The sequence below is a fragment of the Novipirellula rosea genome, from assembly GCF_039541335.1.
Taxonomy (GTDB): Bacteria; Planctomycetota; Planctomycetia; order Pirellulales; family Pirellulaceae; genus Novipirellula; species Novipirellula rosea.
The window spans coordinates 273,484-296,760 of record NZ_BAABGA010000035.1 but is presented as its reverse complement, the minus strand read 5'-3'; the positions used below and the strand labels follow the sequence as shown (position 1 = coordinate 296,760).

The following is a 23,277-nucleotide window of genomic DNA, read 5'->3' as shown; positions in this document are numbered from 1 at the left end:
AATGGAATCGCGTGGCTTTTTTTAGAACTCGCCTGTTTGGGAAATTGATCATGAACTTCGTCAAAGCTTCGGTTTCGCAACCGATCACCGTTACCGTCGGCGTGATCCTTTCGCTGATCGCCGGGATGGTTGCACTACGCAATGTGCCGGTTCGAATGGCGCCGGAGATCGATTCGGTGGTGATCTCGGTCGCCACGGCTTGGGAGAACGCGTCGGCCGAAGAGATCGAAAGCGACGTGATGGAGCAACAGGAAAAATACCTTGGCGACATCAGCAATCTGGTTTCGATGACCAGCATCGCTCGCAGTGGTCGTGGATTGGTTCGATTACAATTCCGTACCGGAACCGACATCAACCAAGCAATGTCCGAAGTCGACCAAAAATTGAGCGAAGTGCCGCAGTACCCGGTCGGAGTCGACGAGCCCGAGATTGAAGCGATCGATCCCGAAAGTGTTGACTACATCGCCTGGGTCGGTTTCAGCAGCACGGATCCAAACTTTGACTCAACGACACTGTATGACTTTATGGATCGCCGCATGCGGCCCGTTTTCGAGCGGATTCCAGGGATCTCGCAAGTCGGGATGGTGGGGGCGCGCGAATCGGAAATTCAAGTCATCGTGGATCCGTACGCCTTGGCCGCTCGCGGTTTGACGTACTCGGACTTTGTCGCCGCGTTGGAAGTCAACAATGCGAACTTTTCGGCCGGAAAGATCACCGATGGAAAGAACGACCTTCGTGTTCGCACGATCGGTCGCTTTGCGGATGCATCGTCGGTCTCGGACTTGGTGGTTCGCCGCGATGAAGAAGGTCCGATCTACGTTCGAGATGTCGCTCAGGTGCGAGCCGGATACAAGGAACTCGACAGCTGGGTGCGGGCTCGCGGGACGCTGATGCCGTTCTTTAACTTTCAATTGGAATCCGGCGGAAACTTGTTGGACACAATGAGCGAGATCCAAGCGGAGATTGCTCGCATGAATTCCGAAGGCGGGCTGCTTAGCCAACAAGCTCATATCTTACAAACCGCGGGTGAGTTGGCCCCCGGCACTAAACTAGAACTCGTGCAAACGTGGGATTCATCGAACTACGTCAAAGATGCATTGGCACTGGTCCAACAGAACATTTTGTCCGGCGCCGCATTAGCGGTCGTCGCTTTGCTATTGTTTCTTCGCAGCGTTCGCTCGGTCGGCATCATTGCAATCGCGATCCCGCTTTCCACGATCGGTACCGTGGTGATCTTGCTGGCACTCGGTCGTAGCGTGAACATAATTTCGCTGGCGGGGATGGCGTTTGCGGTTGGTATGGTGGTCGACAACGCAATCGTCGTGATCGAAAACATCTTTCGCTATTTGCAAAAAGGCCATTCCCCCAAACAAGCCGCACTTTTGGGAACCCAAGAGGTCGCCGGTGCCGTTTTGGCATCCACGTTAACGACATTGGTCGTGTTTTTGCCTGTATTGTTGATCCAAGAGCAAGCCGGTCAACTGTTCCGCGACATAGCGCTCGCGATCATGGCCGCGGTTGGATTGAGCTTGATTGTATCACTGACGGTGATTCCAGCCGCAGCGGGTGTATTACTCAAACCACTTGCAGACCAATCGAACGAATCAAAATCCGTTCCGAATGATTCTAGTCCGCTCCGACCACGCTCGAGACTTGCCCGATGGTTATGGGCAATCTACGAAACGTTTGTGCGGCTGACCAATCTGCCGACCATGATTGGCGAGATCGTTCGCTGGTTGGTGTCAGGTTGGGTTCGCCGGATCGCCACGGCAAGTCTGTTTGCCGCCGCGACCGTGGTGGGCATCGTGATGTTATTGCCGCCACTGGACTATTTGCCAAAGGGAAACCGCAACCTCGTCTTTAGCGTTTTGGTGCCGCCCCCCGGCTATAGTATCGACCAATTGTTCGAGATCGGAAGTCGTATCGAACCCCATATCCGTGCCTCATGGGAAGCCGCTGGAGATCGGTTTGCCATGGAGGAGGTCCGTCGTGGGAGCGAAAATCCGATGATTGATAATCGAGTCGAGCTACCGATCAGTCCAGAATCATCCGAGACGGTGATCAGCCCGCTACTGGACCACTACTTCCTCGTCGCTCGCGAAGGCCGGATCTTTCAAGGAGCGATCCCCGTGGATGCCGCGACCACGGTCGACGCGATTCCCTTAGTCGAGAGTGCGTTGATCGCGGGCGCCGCGCCGGATACACGATACTTCACGTTTCAGTTCCCATTGTTCCGCACCGGAGGAACCACGGGAGCGGCGATCAAGATCGATGTCGTCGGCGATTCGCTCGAGGAGGTGGTCGATTCGGCCGGCGCGTTGATGGGGCAATTGGTGGCAGACTACGGAACCATGAGCACCAATCCAACGCCATCGAATTTCTTATTGCCGACGCCCGAGATTCGGGTTGAACCCGACGATGAACGGCTGCAGGACGCCGGTCTAACGCGCCAGGACGTCGGGCTGGCGACGCAGGCGTCCGGCGACGGCATTCTGATCCCGCGTCGCTTTGAACGCGGCGGTGAACTGAAGGATCTGAAAATCATCACCGAAGCAGCGTTGGGGAATTCGCCCGTCGAAGGTCTTCGCAACGCTCCGGTTGCCACTCGCCGTGATGGTGTAGTCGATTTGCAGAACATCGCCAAAGTCGATCGGGTCCGCGTGCAGGACCAAATTCGTCACGTCGATCGTCAACGCGCCGTCACACTCGAGTTGACTCCGCCAGACAACGTGCCGTTGGCCACGGTGATCGACCAATTGAACGAGAAAGTTGCCGCGCTTCGCGAATCCAAGGCAATTCCAGGTACCGTCGATGTTCGCTTCGCGGGATCCGCTGGTTCGCTTGCCGAAATCAAAACGGCCTTGATTGGTGACGGGTCGTTCGTGGGAACGATTTCTAGTTCGATCTTTCTGGCGTTTGCGATTGTTTATCTGTTGATGGTGGTGCTGTTTCAAAGTTGGTCATACCCGCTGGTGATCATGATCAGCGTTCCATTGGCAACACTCGGCGGATTCATCGGGCTGGCGTTGGTTCACCAGTGGACGCTGAGCGATCGTTATCTGCCGGTTCAAAACATGGACGTGCTGACGATCCTGGGGTTCGTGATCTTGGCAGGCGTCGTGGTCAACAATGCGATCTTAATCGTTTATCAAGCCCTCAACTTTTTGAGAACGGGGAAAGACGAAGATGGCAACGCGGTCAGCACCGACCCCAATGATGCGATTGTCGAGTCGGTCGTCAGCCGCGTGCGTCCAATTTTGATGAGCACATTGACCAGTGTCGGTGGGATGTTGCCGCTTGTGTTCTTGACCGGGCCTGGCAGCGAGTTGTATCGCGGGCTCGGGGCGGTGATTACCGGCGGCTTGGTGGTATCGACGGTCTTTACCATGTTTTTGGTACCCGTCGTTTTGAGCATGGCATTTGCTATCCAGCGGACCGGTGTCGCCGAGACAGCTGCCGCGGCCGAATCAGAGCGTGACACAGCTTCTCCGTCGATCCCGGATGTGCTTGGTGCTCAATTGACTTGACCAAGTATTAAAGTCTCTGTGGAAAGGTTTTCAAAACCGAGTAAGAGGCTACCTGTGTAGCGAGTAGTCCCTACAGAGCGTTCACGGTGTAGCGGTGAACGCGTTACGAAATCAAAAATTCAAACTGGAGCATAAGCCAAATGTCATTTGATGTTAAAAACAAGACCGCGTTCGTGACCGGTGCCAACCGCGGAATCGGCCGAGCGATCGTCGAGGAAGCATTGCGTCGCGGAGCTAAAAAGGTCTACGCAGCGGTGCGAAAATTAGACTCGGCCGATTCGCTGGTTAGCGAATTTGGTGACCGCGTCGTTCCCGTTCAATTCGACTTGGAAGATCCAAGCACGATCCAGGCTGCTGCGAAAACCGCCAGCGACGTCGATCTGGTCGTCAATAACGCAGGCGTTCTAAAGACATCCGGCCCGATCGACGACGATACCCTCGATTCAATCCAATTCGAAATGAGCGTCAACGTTTACGGACTGATTCGCACTGCGAAGGCGTTTGCACCGGTACTGGCCGCTAATGGCGGCGGGGCATTGGTTCAACTAAACAGCGTCGTCTCGGTCAAGACGTTTGCCAATGTCGCGACCTATTCAGCATCCAAGGCTGCGAGTTACTCGATCACCCAGGCGCTTCGTGACACGTTGGCGGACCAAGGGACTCAGGTGGTCAGTGTCCATCCCGGTCCGATCGCAACGGACATGGCGGATCATGCCGGGTTCACCGAAGGAGCCGCGCCGCCATCATCCGTCGCCAACGCAATCTTTGACGCGTTGAGCGAAGATCGTTTTCATGCCTGGCCCGATCCGATGGCACAACAGGTCGGCGATGCCTACCAAAGTTTTGCCCAATCGGTGGTCGAATCCGACATGCAAGAAAGCGCGAGTTAGGTCGGTCGGTAACTATTTTTTTGCCGTAGCCGTAGCGGAAGTCGGCAAGACTTTGGATCCACGATGAATGCATTTTTTAGCGGTGCGGCGCAAGCCGCCCGGTTGCAGCGAGTAAAGCGTTCGAAATTTACCGGGCGGCTTGCGCCGCTCCGCTACTAGAACCACTCGCATAGTGCCAAAAGTAGATGGCATTGGGCTCACGCCGTTCGCTTACAAAAGGATCGACGGATCCTCGGTCTATACCGAGCGACCTGCTGAATTCGAACCTGAATCTAGAAGTCGGTGCTGGCTTGCTCGAGGTTCAACTCTTTGATCCAAGTGTTACGGTAACGCACGTCGTGACCTTCGCATTGTAGTTTCAGTCCCTGTGGCGTGTCGGTAATACCACGACCACCATCGTTGCCACCATCGACGCCCGAGTTCGGCCCGCCCCAAACTTTGTTGATCACTTGGTTGGTATGCACTTTCTCGCCATTGAAATACATCGTCACCATCGGCTTTTCAATCATTTTGCCGTCCTCGAAGCGGGCAGCACGGAAGGTGATGTCATAGGCGTTCCATTTGCCGACGCCGTTATAGGCGTGATAAGGCGATTCGGTTTCATTGATCACCGCTGCCATGCCGTGTTTGGTTTTGTCGCCATCGAGAACCTGAATTTCAAAGCGGTTCTGCAGATAGACGCCGCTGTTTCCGCCCGGCTTCATGATTAAAAACTCGATGTGCAAGCGGAAATCGCGATACGGTTTCTTTGTGACGATGTCAGCGGCACCGTACTTGCCACCATCAGCGGCGCGGTCATCGGTCATCAAACTGGTGCCGCCATCGACCGGGTCGTCGACAATCTTCCATTTGATTGGCATCGCCGAAGCAAACCGTGGCCCTTCCCAATATTGCCATTTCTGGTCCAGCATCTCACGCGACCCGTCAATGATCATCTCGGCACCGTCGATAGGTTTGGCGCCGACCCCGATCTGTTTTTCCGCGGCCTCGGCCACGACCGTGGCAGTGAAAAGGGACAACGAAATGAGAGACAAGAAATAGAGACGATTCATGGAAAGGCGGCTCAGGTTGGAGGGCGAGGATTCAAAGACCGAAGTCTTCAGCGCGGATATAGCCGTGCAGGCGAGTGCTCCGATTGTACTTCAGAAACGCGGCGGCAATCACGTCAGATAAAGCGATTTTCACGCATCGAGTTTAACCCCTGATGCTCTGTAGACAGCCCATCAGTGAACAAGACATCACCAGTGCACCCACACGCGTGTTTTTCATGAGCGCGCCCTTTTTGGGAATTATCCACTTGCCAAAGCCATTTCGCCGACCCCACAATGGACCGTCCGCCCATGGCCACATGAGGCATGCGGCAACAAAGGCGTGGTTCTCTTATTGGGGAATGTGTTGTGAGGCAATGGCAGGTTCAATCGGTCGATCAATTGGATGCGAAACGCATTTCCCAGTGGTGGGAATTGCTGGACAACACGCCTGAATTTGAAAGTCCCTATTTCACCCCCACTTATGTCCAGACGGTCGCTCGAGTGCTACCGAATGTCGAGGTTGCGTTTCTGGCCGATGGCAAACGCTTGAACGCGGTCTTCCCCTTCGAGCGACTGCATGGCAATGTCGCGGGCGCTGTAGGGCGGACATTAGCGGATTATCAAGGGATCATCTATCGCGAAGGGACGTCGATCGATCCCACGGCGCTGCTGCACGCCGCACAGTTGGTGCGTTGGGAATTCGATCATGTCTTTCCCGTGAAGCAACCCCTCGAATCGAACTGCTGGGCTGTTTGGTCATCGCCACAAATGGATTTTTCCAAAGGCCACCAGGCCTATATCGACAAGGTCTATGATCGAAGTGCCAACTTAAAGAAGACGGTCCGCACGGGCCAAAACCGGATGACCAAAGCCTTCGGGGCACTGACCGCGGGCAAACAACAATGCGAAAGCGACCTGTTGGAACCGTTACTGCAATGGAAGTGCGATCAATACGAAGCCCAGCATCGTAAACATCCTTTCCGCGAACCGTGGGTCCGCGAGCTGCTGAGGCTTTGGATGCAGCAGACCGACGATCGTTTTCGTGGCGAAATTGTCTACTTGAAGGCAGCCGACAAACCCGTCGCCTTGCATTACTGTTTGCGATCCACAACCGTTTCCCACTTCCTGGTCAACACATACGACTTTGATTCTGCACGTTACTCCCCCGGCCTCGTCAGCATGTTGATGGCGGCGGAGACAGGAGCCTATGGAGACGTGCAGCGAGTGGACTTTGGCAAAGGACTCGAAAGTTACAAGAGTCGATTGGCGACGGCCGAGACGATGGTCGGTGAAGGCTGCGTCGATCTGAATCACACACGGTATGTGCTGAACCAAACACTGCAACGATCACGCTATCGATTCCTGCGATCGCAATGGGCCGATCCTGTCCGCTCGCTTGCTCGCCGAGCGGCCGCAAAAGTCCCGGCGGTTCGCACGCTACTGCACATGCGTTAGCAGTAGTGTTTTCGCGGTTCCTGTGGCGGAACAACACTGTCGTGCTGGTAACTGGTAAGCTAACGAGAGTCACGAATATTGTGACTTTGGCCGTGCGACACGGTCCTCACCCCCCAATCCCGCCGCAGCGCCACTCCACTGCAACAACATGCTCAATACCCAAGCTTGGTCGCGATTTGTTTATGCGTTTCTGTTTCTGAGTGTCACATCCACTCCGCTACTCGGACAGCAAAATGTTGACAACGTCGCGATCATAGACGGAATTCAATTCACATTGGCTGACGGTCTGCGGATCGAAAAAGTCGCAGGCGAGTCGCTGGTCAAATGGCCGATCGTCGCCGACTGGGACAATCAAGGCCGTTTGGTGGTGGCCGAGTCCGGTGGCGCCAGCAAACCGATCATCGAACACAATGAAAAAAAACTGCACAAAATTATTCGGTTGGTAGATGTCGATCATGACGGCATATTCGACCAGCGGATCGTTGCAGCGGACAAGCTCAGTTTTCCCGAAGGCGTACTGTGTGTGGGCAACGATATCCTGGTTGCGGCCCCGCCCGTGATTTGGAAATTGACGGACGCGGACGAGGATGGTGTCTGTGAAAAACGCGAAGTTTGGTTCGACGGGCAAACGATCACCGGTTGCGCCAACGACCTGCATGGACCGTACATCGGTCCCGATGGATGGGTCTATTGGTGTAAGGGTGCGTTTGCAAAACAATCACACTCGCTGCTGGATGGACGCACCATCGAATCGTCGGCGGCCCATATCTATCGCCGGAAACTCAGTGGCGGCGATGTCGAACAAGTGATCACCGGCGGGATGGATAACCCGGTCGAAGTGGCGTTTACACCCGAGGGAGAAGCGTTTTTCACCAGCACGTTTTTGCAGCATCCCGGCAATGGACTTCGCGATGGCATCGCCCATGCGGTTTACGGAGGTGTCTATGGCAAGGAAAATGCCGTGCTCGACGGTCACCCACGCACCGGAGCGTTGATGCCGATCATGACTCAGCTTGGCCCCGCCGCTCCGAGTGGACTCGCCTGTTTGCACTCGAATCATTTGGTTGCTACCGAGCAACACTCCGATTCCCGAGTGCTTGTTGCCGCACTGTTTAATTTACAAAAGGTCACGGCGCATCAGCTGATCCCCAAAGGGGGCAGTTATCAAAGCGTCGATCACGATTTGGTCGTCGCCGATCGAGTCGATTTCCATCCCACCGATGTGCTCGAAGATGCCGATGGCAGCTTGCTGGTGATCGATACCGGTGGCTGGTACGACCTGTGTTGCCCCACATCGCGGATCGATCAAGCCACGGCCGCCGGTGGCATCTATCGCATTTCAAAGCTGAATGCTGAATCCGATCAAGGACAGTGCACCTCGCAAACGCGTGAATCACAGACGGGTAACAATCACGGAGTGGAATCGCTGTATGATCGGCGGTCTTGGATCCGACGCCAAGCGAGTCTACAGCTTGCACACGCTGACGACTCCATTATCCCATCACTCGAATCGGTCCTGAATAGCTCGGACCGCTCGCTGCAGGATCGGATCGCCGCGTTGTGGGCGATTTCTCACCTCGAGACACCGGAATCAATGGCGGTCATCCGTAAGCAACTCTCGCAACCGGACGCGTCGATCCTGAAAGCCGCGTGTCATGCGGTTTCACTGCACCGAGATGCGAAATCGCTCAACGAACTATTGCGTTTGCTCGGTCATGAGGATCTGCATGTCCGGCGTAGGAGTGCGGAAGCAATTGGCCGAATGGGTTCGCCCGAAAGCGCCAAAGCGTTACTGGACGCAATCGATCACTCGCAACAAGATCGGCATCTCGAACATTCGCTGCTTTACGCATTAATCGAAATCGCACGCAACAGCGACGTCGACCTTTTAGCCACTGCGCAATCCGAGCCTCAACAACGTGCCGTGATGTTAGTACTTGATCGGGTCGACCGCTGCGACGACGTTCCGATATCAGTTTGGTTCACCGCACTCCGCAGTAACGATCCCAGTTTGCGGCACACCGCCGCAGAAATCATGGCCAAGCATCCCGAATGGGCACCACAGGCGAGCGAACGTCTTGACCAATGGTTCTCTAAACTTGGAACTCAAGACTCCGTAGAACCCGACTCGCTCGCACTACTGGTCGCGGGATGGAAACATCAAGACGTTGTCCAACAACAGATCGCAAAGTGGGTCCACAATGCCAGCACGTTCAACGAGGTGAAACAAACGTTCTTGGCCAACCACCTCCACGACTTTAACGCTGGCGTGATGCCATCGGTTTGGGTCGACGGATTGGTGTTGTGGCTCGATACTGCCGAACCGCCGCTGCAACGCAGATTGGCGGAAAACCTACGCCAGACGAAAATAGAGAATGATGATTCCGTTACACTTACGAACGTCCTGCGGACGAACGCAATCAAAGCATCGTCGCCTCAGCATCGATTTGAACTGCTTGCATCGCTGCCCGTCGGCAGCGTTTTGGGAAACAGCGAGATCGAACAAGAAGTGGTGACTGCGTTCTTGGGTGACGATGAAACGCTTGCGCCGCTTGCATCCAAGGTACTACAGCGGGTGAAGCTAACCGCCGCGAATCGATTGGTCGATTCGCTAGCCGAAATTCCATCACAACGGTTGACGACCACGATTGAAGCCGTGCACCGCTCGGGCGACAAGACAATCGAGAAGGCAATGTTGACGCAACTCGCTACGCTCCGCGTCTCGCGCACTTTGCCGCAAGGGTTTCTATCCAATTTGTATCGTCAATCATCCGACGATCTCAAGACATTGGCCATTCAGACCGAAGCCGAATTGCAGCGACCCGACGCGGATATCCAAGCTTCGGTCGAATCCCGTTTATCGCAACTGCAGCCTGGCGATCCGGTGCGCGGGCTGCAAGTGTTTCGCAGCAGTAAAGCGGCCTGCAGTGGTTGTCATCGCATCGGCTATGTCGGCGCGAACATCGGTCCTGAACTGACGCGTATCGGAGCGAGTCGCACCGCCGAAGCGTTGATGGAGGCGATCCTATTCCCAAGTGCTCGGCAAGAGCAGAGCTATCAGGGGTTGCGCATCTTGACGAGCGATGGCCAAGTCTTCAACGGTTTGGTCGCCGCGCGGACGAGCGAGGGATTGGAACTGCAACTCACCGCCGACCGAATTGTCCGGGTCGACCACCGCGACATCGAACTGAGCGAAGCGAGTGAAATTTCGATCATGCCGGCCGGGTTGGCCGACCAGCTTACGAATCAAGAGCTGTCGGATTTGATGGCATTGCTGCGAGCGGCAAAGTAGACGCCATTAACGCGGAACGACGGCTTTCCCCTGTGTTTTACGCTGTTTTATGCAACCCGCTCGCAATGGGGACGCCGTTAAACTGGGAAGTCTGGGGCAAAAGTCCGGCTGTGTCGGTTATTCCCACAAGTCGGGTGGTGCGAGTTCCGATACCTCTACCTGCGAGGGGAGTGTTAACCCGCTTGGCGGAACATGCTGTTTCTCCCCCCCTCACCGGAATTCATCCGGCTGGATAATGAAACACAGGAACGAGCGAAATGAAACGAAATTGGATTGGCACTCAAGCCGTACGTGCGTTGACAGCCTTGGTCGCTGCACTTCCTCTCACTGCTGCAACCGCTTTGGATGGGGTCAGTCCCAGTTTTGCGAATCAGCTTGAGCGGGGGTCCGAGGGTCAATGGCAAGGTCATGTCGCTGGGGATCCCAATTATCTGGCGCCCGAATACGACGCCCCCGTCTATGAAGAACCGGTTTACAACGACTCGGAGTATTCGCCGCACGCGATGCCACGGCAATCGCGGCATTGCAGTTCATGCGACTCACCCGCGGGCCAATGCGGTTGCAAACGTGATCACGGCGATGGCATTTTTGCGAAGCTTCACGAACTGAAGCAACAAAGCGACTGCCACACTTCACCATGGTGGGCACATCGAACCAGCTTGTTCGGCGAATTTCTGTGGCTGCGTCCTGGCAGCACCGACCTGATTTACGCGACCGAGCAAACCGATCCCGATCCCGCTGTTGCCTCACCAACCGGACCACTCGGTATCGTCGGTTTGGATGCCGAAGCAGGCTTCCGTGTCGGAGGCAGCATTGGGTTGTCTCAGTGCAGCAGCATCCAACTCTCCTACGCTCGTTGGGACGGCAGTTCGCAAAGTTCGATCGAAGCTCAACAGAACAATGTGCTCGCCTCCAACGTGACTCACCCGAGCGTCGCGACGTCGGGCAACAGCAGTCTTGAAGCATTTGCTTCGCAGGACATGAACTTTCAAACGGTCGATTTGAACTATCGCCACCTTTGGAAACAAACCGACTCGATCGCAGTGAATTGGTTAGCAGGGGTTCGCTACGGAAACATCGAACAACAATTCCGTGCGGATCAAACCGTATCGGTCGCAACTGGCCTTACCAACGTCGCCACCGACATTGATTTCGACGGCTTCGGCATCAGCGGCGGGTTGGATTTCGAGACCTACAGCTGCAACACCGGATTGATGCTTTACGGCAAGACCTTGGCCAGCTTGATGGCCGGTGAATGGAACGCAACGTACGACCAACGCAACCAATTTGGTGGCGGCGTGATCTCGAATCGTTACGAAGACTTCCATGCCACCCCAACGCTCGACGCGGAACTTGGTGTTCGCTGGATGGGCAAGAAACGCCATCTCGTGCTATCGAGCGGTTTCCTGATGAGTGCATGGTACGAATCGGTCACGACACGCAGTTACATCAACTCAGTCCGCGACGGCCAGCTGACTGATGCTGGCGAAACAATGACCTTTAGCGGCCTGACCGCCCGAGCCGAATGGCGATTCTAAGTTAGAATCCAACCGAAACGTTCAAACCAAAGAACGCGTGCCGAATCAAAATTCGGCACGCGTTTTTTTGTGTGTATTGGGACGACTTTGTATGCCTGATGCCTCCGTTTGTCGGTACATCTCCAGCGGTGGTCTCGTCGGTTCTGCAGCCAATTAAAGTCCAATTTCATCTGCGTTTTGACGTGCTATCCCTCTGTCTCGTAGCGCAATCCCAATCATCCGAGGCCACTCCTTTCCGCACCTACGAACCTCGTTCTCGTAGGAGGAATCGCCTGTGGTCAATTTGATCAAATGTGAGGCATCGACAGCTCGATTTGTCAACTGAGGATCAAAAAGATTCCATAAAAAAGTACTCATCACCCCCCTAATCTTCCTATCTTGTTGATTGCGCAGCCTTTAAGATGTTTTTCAGGTGTCCGCCGCACAGCCCTATAGCGGTGGATCTGGCGGACTCTCCGTCACGCAACTTCATTGATTAGCAACACGAGCGGGAGATGTCATGATGTTTGGCAAGTTAGCAGGTAGAGATCGTCAACAAGTCCGCAGGACTCGCGACTCCAAACGCCGTCGTCTCACCCACTTGATGTCGCGCAGACCACGCATCGAGTCGTTGGAAGATCGTCGGTTGCTCGCTGTCGTGCTTCAACCCACCACAGGCACCGTCAGCGCAAATGTCGTAAGCGGCGACCAGTACTTCGACAGTGGTAACATTGGAGCAGACTACTTAGATAACGAGAACGGCGTCCTCACACTTAATAGCGGACCCGGCAGCGTTTTGCAGGTCGACTTCACATCGTTTGAAACGGAGGGATTCAACCTTGATTTACTGCGTATCTTTGATGGCAGCGATACCACCACACCGTTGATTGGGACTTTTCAAGGGGCCTCTGTTTTTGGCAACGAGGATCCCCCTGGTACCATAACGGGCACGAACAATGAATTGACGTTTGAGTTCATTACCGATGGCAGTGTCGTTTTCTCTGGCTGGGAAGCGAACGTCAATGTCTTTGCGCAGGATCTTATCATTGGGGGTACCGGCGGGGACGACGACTTTACGATCGGGCTTAACGGGGCTGGTCAATTGGAGGTCACGATCGGTGGTGCGCCGGCTAACATTGCCCCGTATGGAGTGTCACCTTTTGATACGACGTTTCTGAACTCGGTGACGGTCGTCGGTGGCGCTGGTGACGACTCGTTGACCGTTGACCTCAGCAATGGACCGATCCCGGGGTTGTCGTTCGTGGGTGGAACGCAAGCAACTGCGGATGGTGACTCCTTAACCATTCTTGGCTCGTTTAACGACCAGATTTTAAATTACACCACGACCACGCCGGGCGAAGGCAATAACGGCAACATTGATCTTGACGGCGCGGTGATCACCTACACCGGTTTGGAACCGATCAACGCCGGAAACGCGGCCAACACGACCTTGAATCTACCGTTGGCCATTTCTAACGACGCGACATTGCAGAACAGTGCCGCGACGGGCTTCATCGAAATTATCGATAACGGCGCGACGTTTGAAAATACGGTCATTCCCAACCCGACCAATTCGTTGACGGTTAATCTCGGCAACGCGGGCGACCTGTTGAATGTCACGACACTGGATGCCGACTATGCTGCTTCCTTGATCGTCAATGGTGGATTTGATTTTGACACTGTCCAGCTCAATGCGGTCAACCTAGACACGGCGAACAGTGGTCGCGGGTTGTGGGTCACCGAAACCGAGATTCTCAGTGTGACTGGTGGTATGATCTCGAACAACACCGCCCTCATTGGTGGCGGAATTTTGATCGACAACGCTACCAGCATTTTCGGGACCTCTGCCACCTTGGATGGCGTGACCGTCACCGGTAACACGGCGACCGGCGGAACGGCGCCGACGCAAGGGGGTGGTGGTGTTTTCAATCGCGGGGGCGGATTTTTAGACGTGGTCAATGGTTCGATGATTACGAACAACGTGGCCACAACCGGTAGCGGAAGTGGTGGCGGTATCTTTAGCAGCGGTATCCTGACCGTAGATAGCTCAACGATCAGCGGCAACAGTGCCAATCGTGCTGGCGGCGGTATCGAAATCTCGGGGATGAGTGGCACGACCTCGTTAACCAACGTCACCCTGACCAACAATCAAGCCGTCGGCGCACCCGGTAACGGTGGAGGCATGCATATTTCCGGCACCGTTGACACGAACATCCTTGGCGGAACGGTCAGCGGCAACAGCGCTGCGTTGGAGGGTGGCGGTTTGTGGAACGGCGGTGGCACGATGACCATCGACGGTACCACGATCGATGGCAACACGGCCAGCGGTGACGCGGCAGACGAGGGCGGCGGCGGTATTTTTAACGAAGGCGGATTCGTTCAGCTCGGTGGCCTGCTTCCGGTATCCTCCATCACCATTACCAATAACGTTGCCGATGGGCTCGCGGGGAGCGGCGGCGGGATCTTGAACAACACCAACGGCGTCCTGATTTCCATCGGTGCCACGATCAGTGGCAACGTCGCCAACCGGGCCGGTGGCGGGATCGAAGACAACTCGGATGTTGGCGGATTCGTCGACTTGCAAAACACGCAACTGAACGACAATCTTGCGCTCGGGACCGGCAGTGCACCGGGTAACGGTGGCGGGCTGCATGTCAGCGGACCTGGTAATGTAAACATTCTTGGCGGCACGGTCAGTGGCAACTCAGCTGCCGAAGAAGGTGGCGGACTGTGGAACGACGGCGGCACGATGACGATCAATGGCACCACGATCGATGGGAACACTGCCAGTGGTGACGGAAGCGATCAAGGCGGTGGCGGGATCTTCAACGACGGCGGCATCGTCAACGTGACCGGTAACGCATTGATCATTGGAAACGTCGCCAACGGTTTGGCTGGCAGCGGCGGCGGAATTCTTAACGACGTGGGCGGAACACTCTCCGTCGACAACAGCGCGTTGGCATTCAATTTGGCCAATCGTGCAGGCGGTGGTATCGAAGACAACTCCGGCTCAGGACTCGGAGTCACGCTGTTGAATGTCAACTTGGATCTGAACTCCGCCACCGGCATGACCGCGCCGGGCAACGGTGGCGGTCTGCATGTCACGGGAACGGGTGATGTGAACATCTTTGGCGGCACGGTCATCGGCAACACCGCTGCCGAAGAAGGCGGCGGACTGTGGAACGGCGGCGGCACGATGATCATCGATAGGACGCTGATCGATGGCAACCTCGCCAGTGGTGACGGAAGCGATCAAGGCGGCGGCGGGATCTTCAATAACGGCGGAAATGTTGATATCGACAATGTGACGATCAGCGGCAACCTTGCAGATGGCACCCTCGGAAGCGGCGGCGGGATCCAGAATGTGGGCGGCTCAATCACCATCAACAACTCTTTAATCGATGGCAACACGTCGACTCGCGCCGGCGGTGGCATCGAGGACAACGCGGGTACTGGCATCGACATCACCGATTCGGTGATCCGCAATAACGACGCCGGCAATAATCCCGGTAACGGCGGCGGCATTCACATCTCGGGTGCGGGACTGGTGACCATCGACGGCAGCACGATTCATGACAACACCGCTGTCGAAGGTGGCGGTCTTTGGAATTCCGGAACCGGCACGTTCACGCTGACCAACACAACGATCTCAGGGAATACGGCAACCGGCAGTGATGGCGGCGGTATCTTCAATACCGACGGCGGCACTGTCATCACCGACAGTGTCACGGTCACGCTTAACGACGCAGCCACGGGCATCGGCAGCGGCATCGCCGGAGGCACCGGTGGCGTCACGATCGAAAACACAATCGTTGCACAGAACCCCGGCAGTGGAATCGAAGAAAATCTCAGCGGTTCGATCAACAGCAACGACTTCAACCTGATTGGCGATGCCGATGATGGCACGCTGACCGGTTTGACCGTCAATACCATCTTTGGCGGTAACGCGTTACTGCTGCCTCTATTGAACAATAGCGGGCCCACCCCGACGCACTTGCCCGGCGCGGGTAGCCCAGTCATCGGATTCGGTGTGACCACACTGACTGTCGATCAACGCGACTTCGCTCGCCCACAAGGATCCCAAGACGATATCGGTGCAGTCGAAGTCGATTTGAACGGATTCGTCATCAGTGCCGACAACTTGGCCTTCGGCAATGCGGGCGACGGCAATCCGGATGAGTTCTTGATCATCAACGATGGCAACGGGCTAACCGGAGATGTCCAGGTCTTCGTCAACTCGGTTTTGGTGTTCAGTGCGCCGAAAGCGACAACCGGCTTGATCTTGATCCGTGGTTCTGCTGACGACGATACGCTGGTAGTGGACAATAGCAATGGTCTGGTGGGTGCCAAGATCGTCTTCGACGGGGACGGGGTTGGTAATACCAGCGGAGAATTCCGAGCACCAGGCGGCTTCGACGTGTTGCGATTGATCGGCACAACATCAACCAACACCACCTACAATCCAGGTGAAACCGCGGACGCCGGTGCGGTGTTCCAAGAGAACAACCAATTGGTCCAACGCGTCGAGTTCTTTGGACTTGAACCGATTCAAGTGATCGCTCCAGCGGGTGGCAACAACGTTTTAAATGTTGCTGCGGCTCCTTTGGGCGTCGGTTTCCCGCAAGCTCTCAACGCGGCCAATTCGATTAACTACACGCAAGGCCCCAATAGTAACGACCCGGTGGACCCAGTATTCGCCGGTGCACTGACCGGATTGATCACGGTCGACGGATTCGAATCGCTTGAGTTCGCCAACTTTGAAGTCTTGAACATCGATGCCGGAGCGGGCAGTGACGAAATCAACCTAAACAACCCCGTCACACCGGATGAGCTCGGGGTGATCAACGTCGCCGGTGGTGATCCGACCGCAAGCGATACCGTGGTGGTCAATGGCACTGCAGCGCAAGACACGATTGTGGTCGATCAACTGTCCACTGATGGTGCCCGAATCACGGGGGCGCAGCCGGTGCCAGTGGTGGTTACGACCACCGAACATCTGATCATCAACGGCCAGGGTGGCGACGATGCACTGACCTACACCAGTCCTGGTCCAGGGGCAGAAATCACCTTCAATCCGGGCGTGAAGGTTGACTCGGGCACGATCACTGCCGACGCATTCCTAGGAAATCCACTACTGCCTGTGGAGTTTAAAAGTCTCGACGTCGGAGGCAGCTTGGCCTTCGTCAACTCGGGCGGTGGCCGGAGCGACGGGCTGGATATCATCGGCACTGACAATGACGATCTGTTTAGTCTGACCAACACGGGCAGGCTGCAAATTCAGAAGACAGCCTTCGCGGTGGACATAACGTTGCCAATTTCAACGGACGGCATCACGTTCTTGCGGCTGATCGGACGTGACGGAGATGACACGTTTAACATGGCAGGCGATCATCCGATTGAAACGGGGGTCGAGGTCCAAGGCGGCAATCCGGGGAGCGGCAGCGACGTGCTGAACTTTACCGGTTCCGGGGGTGCAGTGACGCTCAATCTGACAACCCAAACGATTGACGAAGCCGGTGCTCTGGGCAGCGTCTCGTACGCAGGCGTGGAAACGGTCAACATCGACGCGAATGCAGCGTTGACGATCGAAGGTACCGCAGACAACGATACCTTCAACGTCACACCCGTGAACGCCAATAATGACGGTTCGTTTGATCACAGCGGATCGAACGGGATCGCTTTCCATTACACCGATGCTGCGACGGTCACTTTCAACGGTGGCGGTGGAACGGTCGACCAATTGAACATCCTCGGTGACGCAGATGCCGATACGATCACTTCGACAGCAGCTTCGGTCACGGTTGATACCAGTGAGGTGACACTGGGCAATGGCCTGGAAGTGATCTCCGTTCTCGGAATCGGCGGCGACGACAACATTGACCTCAGCACGCTGGGCGTTGCGGCCACGATTCGTGGGGGTGATGGAAATGACACGCTGGTCGGTACACCTCAAGTCGATGACATCTTCGGTGGCGCTGGCAATGACACCATCACCGGTGGACTCGGCAATGACAACCTGTTTGGGGATGCCGACTCCGACACGCTCATCTGGAACAACGGTGACGGCAGCGATTTGATAGAGGGTGGTACCGGGACTGACAGCGTGACCGTCAATGGAGCGGGCGTCGCGGCCAACGGCGATAACTTTGTCGTCCGTGCCAACGGCAGCCGCGTCTCCTTCGAGCGAACCAACCTCGGTCTATTCACGTTGGACATCGGGCAAGTCGAACAGTTGAACGTCAACACGGGGGACAGCGACGGTGTGGTGCCCGATGAAGTGGTCGTCAACTCGTTGCTGGGAACCGAATTGGCCTTCGTCAATGTCGATGGGGGACCCGATAGCGACAACGCACTGATCGTCAATGCGACCGACGCGGCTGAAAACATCACCATCGGTGCCATCCCATCGGGCGTTCTCGGCGAAGCGATCTTTGGTCTTGCTGCGTTAGTCACAATGACAAATTTTGGCGGATTGTCCGGCGACAATCTGACAATCAATGGGCTCGGTGGTAACGACGTGATCGACGGGTCCGCCAACGGGCTCTTCAACCCAGCGAGGTTCATCTTCAACGGGGGCGAGGGGGACGACACGCTGATTGGCGGATTTGGCGACGACACCATCAACGGAGGTGACGGCGATGACGTGATCGACGCTCGTGGGGGCGATTACACCATCGATGGTGGCGCTGGAGGAGACACGATTCTGGTCAGCGGCACCTCTGCGGGCGAAACGATCTCCACCGTTCACGCGGGCGGTGCGTTCACGATCACCGGTGGTTTGTCCGCCGGGGCCAATACGATTGCGGGAATCGAGCAAGTCCGAATCGATGCGGGCGATGGTCCCGATATCGTCAACGTCACAACCGATCCAGCGGGCGGACTCGACTACAACGTCTTCGGCGGCAGCCCCATCGGCGTGCTGCAAGGCACCGGCGATACACTAAACGTCATTCTTGGCGGAGCTTCCTTTATCCTCCAGCCTGGCCCCGAAGCGGATTCGGGTGCCGTATTGGTGCAATCGAACCAGTCGATCAGCTTCGATGAATTTGAGCTATTGCAAATCGATGGCATCGATTTGGTATTGCCCGACGCGTTCGAACCCAATGACACGCTCGCCACGGCCAAAGTGCTTGGCAGTGAACCGGCGATCACGGTGATGCGAGCGACGCTGCACGCAACTCAAATGCCATCGGGTGGGGCTGCGGGTGTTGTCAACGATGATTGGTACCAAGTCACAGCGCATGACACCGGCAAACTGATTATCAACGCCCATTTCACCGCCGATGGTGTTCCCCTGGACGGCGACGGTGGCGATGTGGTGATCAACTTGTTCGATTCAACGGGTGCGCTGATTGTTGCCGGCGCGGCGGTCACGGGTGGTCAGCAAATCGTGGTTCCTGTTGTTGCACAACAGAAGTATTTTGTCCAAGTCACCTCGGCGGATGGCGACCAGAATACTTACGACCTCGAGATCGAAAACTTTGCCGCTCCGATCCCTGCAACTCCGTTCCTCAGTTCTGCTAGCGACTCGGGGATGTTGAACAACGACAACCTCACCAACGACAATACTCCGACGCTTGTCATTCAGGATGACCTGGCTGATTTCGCAGCGATGAACATTCCCATCGACTTGGGGACCGCAGTCGCGGGTGCGGAAGTTATCCTCAGCTTTACTTCGACCACCACGGGCACCGTTACCACCGTGGAAGCGAATTTGGTCAATGGGGCGAACCCGACGCTCTGGAATGCGACTTCCACCGCCCTGGCTGACGACGTTTACCTCGTGCAATCTTGGACACGCATCCAGGATGCAGCGGGCGTCGTTGGACGCAGCCCGCTCAGCGGTGCCTTCTTGTTTACAGTGGATACCACTGCCCCCGTGGTTGCAGCTGCTCCGGATCTACTGAGCATCGCTGACACGGGGATGTTCGACAATGATGATGTCACGCACATTCAAGCAGTGGCATTGGCGAATCCCGCTGGCACGACGGTAGAACCCAATACAAAAGTGCGAGTATTCTCGGGAACCGAGTTGGTTGGGCAAGGGGTTGCGACCACCGAAGGCAACTGGGAAATCACCACGGAACCGCTAGATACAGGAACTCATTCTTTGACCGTGGTGCTCGAAGACCTTGCCGGCAATGTCAATGCTGCCAGCGCGGCCTTGGTGATCAACGTGGATGCGGTTGTTCCAAACACGCCGTACTTGGACTTGATCAACGATGACGGCCACAGTACCGATGACAATATCACCGGCCAAAACTTGCTGCAATTCGAAATGGTCGGCAATGACACCGTCAATGGAAACGGCAACCCACTACCAAACGATGTGATCTACCGACTGTATTGGCGAGTGGGTGACGGAAACGGTGAAGTACTGGTCTACGATTCGTTCGCCGAGTTTGGGTTCACGACCTTGGGGACATTGACGCGTACGGTGAGCCAAGTCCTGAACGATCCCACAGGCACGCCGTTCCCCGATGGCGTTCATAACTTCAAATTGGAAATCGAAGACCGCGCTGGAAACGTCAGCCCCGATTTCTTGCTGCAAGTCAAGATTGACACGTTGGTGCCAACGACCACGATCGACATCCTGGCGTCAAGCGACAGTGGGATGTACGACGACGACAACGTCACCAATATTCAAGAGATTGCATTCCAAGGTCGCGGAGAAACCAACGGCATCATCACTCTGTTCGCGCAAAAGGTGAACAGCGACGGTGCGGTCTTTAGTGAATTGTTGGTGATCGGCACCGGAAACGTCGGATCGGACTTTACCGATGTCCAAGCTGCAATCCCAGGTGCCACGGACACGGATGGACTGGGGATCTGGGAAATCACTGCCGAACCGCTCACCGACGGCGTCTACGATGTGTATGCCCTGATCGAAGATTGGGCAGGCAACGAAGCGGTCTCGGAAACCATCCGACTCGAAGTCGACACGCTCGATCCGAATTTGCCGCTACTCGACTTGGACGAGGCTAGCGACAGTGGTCGCCATAACGACGACAACATCACCAATGACAATACGCCAGCGGTCAGTCTGACAACGCACGACGCGAATGCCGACCTGCACGCCGTTGTTCCTGATTTGACCGTTGCCGGGGCGTTCCTAACGGACTACTTGAAGTATCGAGTCTACGATCGAGCGGAAACTGGCGTCGTCGGTAACCAAACGCTGGTGACCGAGACGTTGCTTTACGATTCAGCGGCGGACGCTACGGCAGACGCCAGCACATCCCTGCTGGGCCGGAACGCGATGTTCACGAGCCTACTGTTGCTGAACAGCAGTAATGCCCAGACGATTTTGCCAGCGTTGGCCGATGGCGTTCACAACTTAAAAATCGAAGTCGAAGACCGAGCGGGGAACATTAGCCATGACTTCTTGTTGAATCTGGTGATCGACACGACTGCTCCCGCCGCGCCGTCGATCTCATTGGATCCTGCGGTCACCGACAGCGGGATTCAAAGCAACATCGGTAGCTCATCAGATCGGATCACCAACGTGCGAACGCCCGGCTTTGTCGGCACCGCCGAAGCTGATTCGTTGGTGCGACTTTACGCCGATGGGGCCACCATCACGAACAACGTGATCGATGGCTCGGACGCAGCGATTGGTCTTGCCGTCGCCGTTCCCTTGGACGGCGACGACGCCTTCCCAGGCGGACAGTATCGAGCGACGTCGACGGCTGATTTGAATGTCGGATTTACCTTCGATGGTCAACGTCAAATCGGCGGCACCGCCGAGGATTTGGCAGGCAACGTATCCAGTCCGACCTTCCTGAATATCCTGCTGGACACCACCCCACCAACCGTCACCGGCGTCGACTACTCCGCCGGAAACACCGTGTTTGCCTCGAAACCGAACTTGTCTCCCACGCCTGCGGTCGGTTCATTGCTAATTACGTTTGCCGGCGGCCCCTCGGCTGCTGCGGGACTTAGCTCGCCGGCGGTCGATCCCGGTCTGGCTGCGGACGTTAACAATTACAAACTGGTGGGCGATCACAGTGGACAAGTGCTGATCGACAATGCATTTATTGTCAGTTCGACGCCCGAACAGGTCGTCGTACGAATTCAGTTTGCTGCTCTTTTAGCGGACGATCGCTACACGTTGACACTAGACGATTCGATCTCGGACGCGGCGGGCAACTTGCTGGACGGTGATTCTTCGGCTCAAGCTCCGGGAACTCCGGTTGCAGTCCTGCCATCGGGTAACGGAATCAGCGGAGGTGACTTCGCCGCCCGTTTTACCGTCGACAGCCGCCCCGAATTTGGCACGATCAGCCAAGGATTGGTCTACGTCGATATCAACGGTAACCATGTCTTTGACCCCGAGGGGCAAGACAACGATGCAACCAATCGCGACTTCGTCATGCAGTTCGGCCAGTTGACTGACGCCTTGTTCGCTGGCAACTTTGCCGACAAGGACACTGGGATTGCTTCAGGCTTCGACAAACTGGGCGCCTACGGACGTTTCAACGGCACCTACAGCTTCCTGATCGATACCAACGATGATGGTGTCGGAGATGTCGCATCGGTCATGCCGGGACAATACCAAGTCAATGGAATCCCTGTTGCCGGCGATTTTAGTGCCGCTAAAGATGGCGACGAAATCGGTTTGTTTGATGGTCAAGCATGGTATTTGGATACCAATGGTAATAACAAAATCGAAAGCAATGAACGTATCACGACCAATTACAACGGGCTTCCGATCGTCGGTGACTTTAACGGTGATGGCAACGATGATTTGGCCGTTTTCGTTAACGACACGAACCAGTTCATCTTTGATACCAACCGAGACGGCACTGCGGACTTCACCTGGGATGTTCGAGACGACTTCAAACGTTTTGGTGGGCTGAGCGGGTTCACCGACCGACCGATCGTCGGCGACATCAACCTTGACGGTATCGATGACATCGGAATCTGGGTGAAGGGTCGGCAAGGCATCTTGCCTAAAGAACAAGGCGAAGTCTTCTTCTGGATCTCTGACCGAGCCGACAACGATCCGGCCAACGTGTTTGATGCCTATTCACCCGCGCCTCTCGGAAACGACACGTTTGCCCAGTATGGCGACGAAACGGCACTGCCCATCTTTGGTAACTTTGACCCGCCGATCGCCTCGGCCAATGCACCGACAAATCTGACAGGGTTGACCAATGGCGAGAACCGCTATGATGTCAACAATGACGGCAAAGTCACCGCGTTGGATGCCCTGACAGTGATCAACGCGATCAGCCGCGGATTGACCAATGCCGAGGCGAGTCAAGCGCCGCGGCTACTGGCCGCCAACAACCACTACTTGGACGTCGATTCAAACGAGGTCGTCACCGCGTTTGATGCGTTGTTAGTCATCAACGAAATGAATCGTCTCGGCCAACGCGGCAGCAGCGGTCAAAGCGAGCAGTCTGTTCAAGACAATAGCAGTAAGAACTACTCCGCCGCTGTCGACGATGTATTCAGTGGAAGTTTGCTGGATGACGAGGAAGACACCGATTGGATCACTGCCGACTTAGAAAGCCGCCGAGGCGTTTTGTCGTAATCGGATTCGCCCGTTAGAAAGCGAGA

7 protein-coding genes are annotated in these 23,277 nt (G+C 55.8%); 6 read left to right on the top strand and 1 reads right to left on the bottom strand.

What is annotated here, in order from left to right:
- Positions 1 to 50 precede the first annotated feature (50 nt).
- The gene (locus tag ABD971_RS13895) at positions 51 to 3,527 is read left to right on the top strand and encodes an efflux RND transporter permease subunit (protein ID WP_345322942.1); all 3,477 of its coding nucleotides are present in this window, start codon (positions 51 to 53) and stop codon (positions 3,525 to 3,527) included.
- Between the two features lie 140 nt (positions 3,528 to 3,667).
- Positions 3,668 to 4,417, top strand: coding sequence for an SDR family oxidoreductase (locus ABD971_RS13890; protein ID WP_345322940.1), 750 nt, complete (start codon positions 3,668 to 3,670; stop codon positions 4,415 to 4,417).
- Between the two features lie 272 nt (positions 4,418 to 4,689).
- Here the strand turns inward: ABD971_RS13890 and ABD971_RS13885 are convergent, their stop codons facing one another.
- Positions 4,690 to 5,469 carry a 3-keto-disaccharide hydrolase gene (locus tag ABD971_RS13885; RefSeq protein ID WP_345322938.1) on the bottom strand — a complete coding sequence of 260 codons (780 nt, stop codon included), beginning with the start codon at positions 5,467 to 5,469 and terminating at the stop codon, positions 4,690 to 4,692.
- Between the two features lie 345 nt (positions 5,470 to 5,814).
- Here ABD971_RS13885 and ABD971_RS13880 point away from each other — a divergent pair, with 345 nt between their 5' ends.
- The 4 genes from ABD971_RS13880 (at position 5,815) to ABD971_RS13865 (ending at position 23,251) form a co-directional block, all read left to right on the top strand.
- Entirely contained in the window at positions 5,815 to 6,903 is a 1,089-nt protein-coding gene (locus tag ABD971_RS13880) for a GNAT family N-acetyltransferase (protein ID WP_345322936.1), read from the top strand.
- 148 nt (positions 6,904 to 7,051) lie between these two features.
- The gene (locus tag ABD971_RS13875; protein WP_345322934.1) at positions 7,052 to 10,195 is read left to right on the top strand and encodes a DUF7133 domain-containing protein; all 3,144 of its coding nucleotides are present in this window, start codon (positions 7,052 to 7,054) and stop codon (positions 10,193 to 10,195) included.
- A 257-nt stretch (positions 10,196 to 10,452) separates the two neighbouring features.
- Positions 10,453 to 11,733 (top strand): Lpg1974 family pore-forming outer membrane protein, encoded by a 1,281-nt coding sequence (locus ABD971_RS13870; RefSeq protein ID WP_345322932.1) that lies wholly within the window; start codon positions 10,453 to 10,455, stop codon positions 11,731 to 11,733.
- A gap of 583 nt (positions 11,734 to 12,316) precedes the next feature.
- On the top strand, positions 12,317 to 23,251 hold the full coding sequence (locus ABD971_RS13865; RefSeq protein ID WP_345322930.1) for an Ig-like domain-containing protein: 10,935 nt from the start codon (positions 12,317 to 12,319) through the stop codon (positions 23,249 to 23,251).
- Positions 23,252 to 23,277: the final 26 nt, after the last annotated feature.